This window comes from Streptomyces malaysiense, from assembly GCF_000980885.2.
Classification (GTDB): domain Bacteria; phylum Actinomycetota; class Actinomycetes; order Streptomycetales; family Streptomycetaceae; genus Streptomyces; species Streptomyces malaysiense.
This window is the reverse complement of the sequence record NZ_LBDA02000063.1, coordinates 1-4,775: the sequence shown is the minus strand read 5'-3', so window position 1 is coordinate 4,775 and position 4,775 is coordinate 1. Positions and strand designations below refer to the sequence as shown.

6 protein-coding genes and 1 pseudogene are annotated in these 4,775 nt (G+C 74.7%); 3 read left to right on the top strand and 4 right to left on the bottom strand.

Annotated features, from left to right (window positions below):
* Positions 1-275, top strand: a pseudogene (locus VT52_RS26320) (serine/threonine protein kinase); the annotation flags it as partial.
* On the opposite strand, the gene VT52_RS26315 reads toward VT52_RS26320, so the two are convergent.
* A complete protein-coding gene (locus VT52_RS26315) occupies positions 239-1,594 on the bottom strand; it encodes a hypothetical protein (RefSeq protein WP_240509882.1) in 1,356 nt (451 codons plus the stop codon). The pseudogene VT52_RS26320 and the gene VT52_RS26315 sit on opposite strands and share 37 nt — an antisense overlap.
* Before the next feature lie 244 nt (positions 1,595-1,838).
* Positions 1,839-1,967 carry a DLW-39 family protein gene (locus tag VT52_RS38975; RefSeq protein WP_003999697.1) on the bottom strand — a complete coding sequence of 43 codons (129 nt, stop codon included), beginning with the start codon at positions 1,965-1,967 and terminating at the stop codon, positions 1,839-1,841.
* 349 nt (positions 1,968-2,316) lie between these two features.
* On the opposite strand from VT52_RS38975, the gene VT52_RS26310 reads away from it, so the two are divergent.
* Together VT52_RS26310 and VT52_RS26305 are read left to right on the top strand one after the other, a co-directional pair.
* Complete coding sequence (locus tag VT52_RS26310) at positions 2,317-2,712, top strand: DUF6344 domain-containing protein (protein WP_046429068.1); 396 nt, start codon at positions 2,317-2,319, stop codon at positions 2,710-2,712.
* A gap of 188 nt (positions 2,713-2,900) precedes the next feature.
* Positions 2,901-3,686: a glycosyltransferase family 2 protein gene (locus VT52_RS26305; protein ID WP_107481451.1), complete on the top strand. Its 786-nt coding sequence runs from the start codon at positions 2,901-2,903 to the stop codon at positions 3,684-3,686.
* Between the two features lie 37 nt (positions 3,687-3,723).
* Here VT52_RS26305 and VT52_RS26300 read toward each other — a convergent pair whose 3' ends face one another.
* Both VT52_RS26300 and VT52_RS26295 read right to left on the bottom strand, forming a co-directional pair.
* Positions 3,724-3,912: a ferredoxin gene (locus VT52_RS26300; protein WP_037650358.1), complete on the bottom strand. Its 189-nt coding sequence runs from the start codon at positions 3,910-3,912 to the stop codon at positions 3,724-3,726.
* 60 nt (positions 3,913-3,972) lie between these two features.
* On the bottom strand, positions 3,973-4,503 hold the full coding sequence (locus VT52_RS26295) for a hypothetical protein (RefSeq protein WP_046429073.1): 531 nt from the start codon (positions 4,501-4,503) through the stop codon (positions 3,973-3,975).
* Positions 4,504-4,775 lie beyond the last annotated feature (272 nt).

The window sequence follows — 4,775 nt, the reverse complement described above, 5'->3', positions numbered from 1 at the left end:
CCTCCACACCCCCCACTCCCACACCGTCCCACGGCTCCTGGCCCCCACCGCCCGCGCACTTCGGACACCCCGCGCCCGCGCACCCCGGCGACAGCGTCACCGCCGCCTACACCACCCCGGCCGCCCGCGCCCCGGACGCTCCCCCGGCTTCCCCGGCCGGGCACGGCCGCCGTGCCCGGCGCCGCCCCGGCCCCCCGGCCAGGGCCGTCGTCCCGATCCTGCTGCTGGCGCTGGCCTGTTACGCCGTGGGCTTCTGGGCGCTGACCCGCGTCTGAGCCCGCCGGGCCGCCAGTGTCCATCCGCCGAGCACCAGCAGCAGCGCGGTCCCCAGCCCGATCCCGCCGGCCGCGACGACCTCCATCGCCGCCGAGCCGCCTTCTCCGGTGCCCCCGGCACCGCCGGCGTCCCCGATCGGCATCGCCGCCTCGTCCTGAGCCGTCGGCGTGAAGACGCCCTCCGGCTCCGGACGCCCGTCGTACCCCGGCCCGGCGTGCGCCCGGCCGTCCACGCGGACCCGCAGCGTCACCTCGTACGGCCCTTGCCCGAACGTCTCGGTCAGCTGGTCGCTGAGATGCAGCACCAGGTAGTAGTCACCGGCGAAACGCAGGGCGCCGACGGCGGCCGGGGCCGCGTAGCGGTTGGCGTACTCGACCGGCGGCAGCGGTGCGAGGGCGACGGACTTACGGACGCCGGTGTAGCCGAGGGAGACGTCGTCGGCCAGGCCGCGCACGGGGTCGTACAGGGAGAGGTCGAGGGCGCCGCCGACGTATCCGTGCCCCGCCGCGCCGCCCAGTTCGGCGGAGGCCTGGAGCCGGCGGCCCCAGTCGAGCGGCACCTTGTAGAACAAGGTGCGGCCGGGCACCAGGGTGGTCCGCCAGACCCCGGGCCCCAGCCCCCGGGCCGCCGTGAACCCCGCCCCGCCGGCGCGCTCGCGGGCCGCGCCGGTGATCGGCTCGGGCGAGGCGGAGTCCCACGACCGGGGCGCCTCGCCGGGGACGGGGGAGGCGAGCCGGGGTTCCGTGACGGGTGCCAGCTCCAGGTCCCAGGGCGCGGACGTGTCCTGGGTGTCGAGGCGTTCGACCATGACCGAGTACGTCCCCGCGCCCTGGCACAGCGCCCTGCCCGCCTCGCGCTTGCCGAGGGCGGTGACCGGACGCGGGCTGAGCCCGGCGCCGAAGCGGGCGGTGGCGAAGGAGCAGGCCGTGCCGTGCGGGTCCCGTACGGTGACCCGGATGCCGTCGGTGGAGGTGACGTCGGTGTGCGCGGGCGGTACGGCGGTGACGGGGACGTACGCCGTGGCCCGGTCGTCGGCGAGGTCGAGGCGGTAGACGAGCCGCCCGTGCGCGGGCAGGGAATCGCGGTAGACACGGCCGGGGTCCAGGCGCGGGGCGGCGGCGGGGGAGGCCGCACCCCCGACGGTGCGGGCGCCGGGGGCGAAGGCGTAGGCCCCGGGATCGACGGCGGCGGACGCGGCGGCGGCCGGGAGCAGGCCCGTGCCGCACAGCCCCAGCGCCAGGACCAGGGCGGCCGGGCGCCCGCGGTCCCGTGTCCACGTCCTGCGCCCGTGTCCCCACGTCCCGCGCCTGCGCCGCACGAGCACCCCCTATGACGTCACGTCCTCGCGGCCCATCCTGCCCCGGTGGCCGCCGCGCCATCAGGTCAATGCGCGGGACCGTCCGAAAGTCCTCGCTCCCGGCCGCGGCCAGGGTCTTTCGTTTGGCTCAGCCCGGCATGATCCGGACGAGAGGCCGTAGCGCACCCCCCGGGCCCCCGCAACCCCACGCGAAGGCCCCGGTCGCTTGGTGCGACCGGGGCCCGCTGAAACTCTGGAATCGGACTCACGAACCCGTGGGCACGGAGTCAGTCGCCTCCGTCCACAGGTCCTGCTCGGCGCGATCCGCCTGAATCTGGCGGTACACGAGGAGCCCGCCGATGGCGGCCAGTGCGACCAGGAGCAGCTTCTTCACCGCGCGACCTCGTCTTTCCTTGACGTAGGGGACCTCTGGCGCCCGACTATACACACCGGCCGATATCGATCGGTGACCTACGTCCGGCCCCAACTCCGGTCCCTGCCAGCGCAATAGCCCAGGTCGGGCGGCGTTCCGGCCGGAGGGTGACCGCACCCCCACGGACGGTCACTTTGCTCCCCCTTCGCGCGTGCTGACCGGGATTTAGGGGTTTTCCGACCTTCTTACGGCCATCCGAGTGGTGTTCATCTGAACATCGCCGCGCCACGGGCGTCGGTCCACCACTTCACGGTCCACATACACATCATGAGGAAAGTACGCAAATCGCCCAACCCGAAAGTGAGGGGCCATGGACCGGAACAAGGTCATGAAGCTGTGGACTGCCATCGTCACCGCCTTTCTCGCGCTGTGCACGACGCTCGGATTCGTGAGCGCCGCCACCGCCCCCGCGACCGCCGCGCCGCGCACCGAGAGCCCCCGCACCGAGACCGCGCAACGCACGGTCCCGGTGATCCCGGCACCACGCCACGGGTCCTGGTCCTCCGCCAAGGCCCTGCCCCCCACGATGAAACAGCGGATCAGGGCCGAGGCCCACGGGAAATCCCCCCACTGCCGGCACCGAGCCCTCGATGACAGCAGGCTGACACCGGACGGCCGCGAGACACAGAAGGCCCGCGAGGCGCAGGAGACGGAACGGACGCAGGAGACAGAGGCCAGAGAGCCCTCCGCATCGCTCGACTGCTGAACCGGCCCTCCTCTCCTCCTCGGCACCGCGACGTCTCGACAAATCGGCGACTTGCGTACGCACCGTCGACACGGAAGGACCCCCGGCCACGGCCGGGGGTCCCGCGCGCGTTCTTCCGGGGGCCGAAGCCACCCCGGGCGGGGCCTGAGACGATGGCCGCGACATCCCGGAGAGGTCTTTGAGAGGTGGTGAGTGCTGCCGTGACCCGGCGCGCCACCGTTGTCACCGTCGTCACCGCCGTCCACGCCCCCTCGGCCCGGTTCCTGCCGGACGCCTGGGCGTCCCTGCGCGAGCAGGAGCTGCCGGGCGGCGCGCGCTGGGAGTGGGTGATCCAGGAGGACGGCACGACGGACGAGGTCCGCCCGTACGTCCCCGAGGATCCGCGTGTCCTCTTCCACCAGGGCAGACCCGGTGGTCCGGGGGTCGCCCGCACAATGGCGCTGGCGCACGCGCGGGGCGCGTACGTGAAGGTCCTGGACGCAGACGACCGGCTCACCCCGGGCGCGCTCGCCCGCGATCTCGCCGTGCTGGAGGCGCGTCCCGGCCTCGGCTGGACGACCTGCCGGGTCCTGGACCTGCTGCCCGACGGTTCCACGGCCGGCTTTTCCGGCGACCCCCGGGAGGGTCCGCTGGAACGCGGCGCCGTGCTGCGGCACTGGACGGCGAACGACTTCCGGCCCCCGGTCCATCCGGCGACCCTGTGTGTGCGCCGGGAGCTGCTGACCGCGCTCGGCGGCTGGATGGCGCTGCCCGCCTCCGAGGACACGGGGCTGCTGCTGGCGCTGGACGCGGTGAGCCGCGGCTGGTTCTCGGCCGAGGCCGGGCTGCTCTACCGCAAATGGGAGGGGCAGGTCACCGGCCAGTCGTCCCACACCGACCCCGCCGAGCGCACGGCCCGCGCGGCGGTCGCGCAGGCCAGGGCGCGCGCACTGGCCGACCTCGGCTGGACGTATCCGGCGCCGCGGGGGGCGTAGGCCCCGCACGCGTCTGCCGAGCGAGCGCCCGGCGGTCCTACTCCCCGAGCACGATCGCCTGCGAGGGGCACCGCTCGGCCGCTTCCCGGACCCCTGGTTCCTCGGCGGCGTCCTCCTTGCCGGGGAGCACCACGCCGTAGCCGTCCTCGAAGGCGAACACGGCCGGGGCCCGGAACGCGCACTCCGCGGAGCCGTAACACGCGGCGCGGTCGACGGTCACCTTCATACGTCCTCCAGCCCTCGGCACTTCGGGTTCCAGGACGTCACTGCCCGGCCGGACGGCCGCTCAACCGGCGGCTCCCGCACCGGCCGCGGCCGCGAGCCAATGGGCGACCCGGCGGACCGTGGGCTCGTCCAGCCGGCCGGCCAGCGCCCGCAGGGCCGCGCCGTCCTCGGGGGCGAGGTCGTACAGGCCCGCCGCGCTCAGGGCCGCGGTGAGCACCTGGTGGCGACGGTTCGTCATGCGTTCGGCGAGCTTGTCCGGTTCGGACGGGACGGAAGTCTCGGACCGTTCGCGTGATTCAGCCGGTCCGGCCGGTCCGGGCTTTCCGTCCCGCGCGACCGGCCGCCCGGCGGGGGCCTTCTCCCCCGGGACGTCGTACAGCCGCCAGTCGCCACCCTCCGGCCCCCACAGCGCGACCGTGAGCTCGCCCCCGCGGGCCCGTACGGTCCGGGTCATCTCGCCGACGGCGTACAGCACGGGCGTCCGGTACGGGGACTGCGCGGCCGGCGCCCAGGAGTCCCGGGCGGCTTCATGGACCATCGCGACCCAGCGCGGGGCGCCGGGCGGACGCGGGCACGGGGAAGGCTCGGGCATGGCACGCACCCCTTCGGGAAGAGCCGGTGCCCGCGACCGTAGCTGACGGGTCGTCAGATATCCAGGTGTGCCGCGGCGGAAGAGTCCCCTGCCCGCCGGCACCGGTCCCTCCCCTCGTGGGGACCGGTGCCGGGCGGTGCGGGACGTCGATCCGCGCCTCGTCGGCGTGCCGGCGCGGATCGAAGTGTGAGAGGCGGTGAAGAGACGAGAAGTGGCGAGCGGAGCGAGCGGCGAGGAAGGTCGTGGGGTGTGGAGGTGGGGGGGCTGGGGGG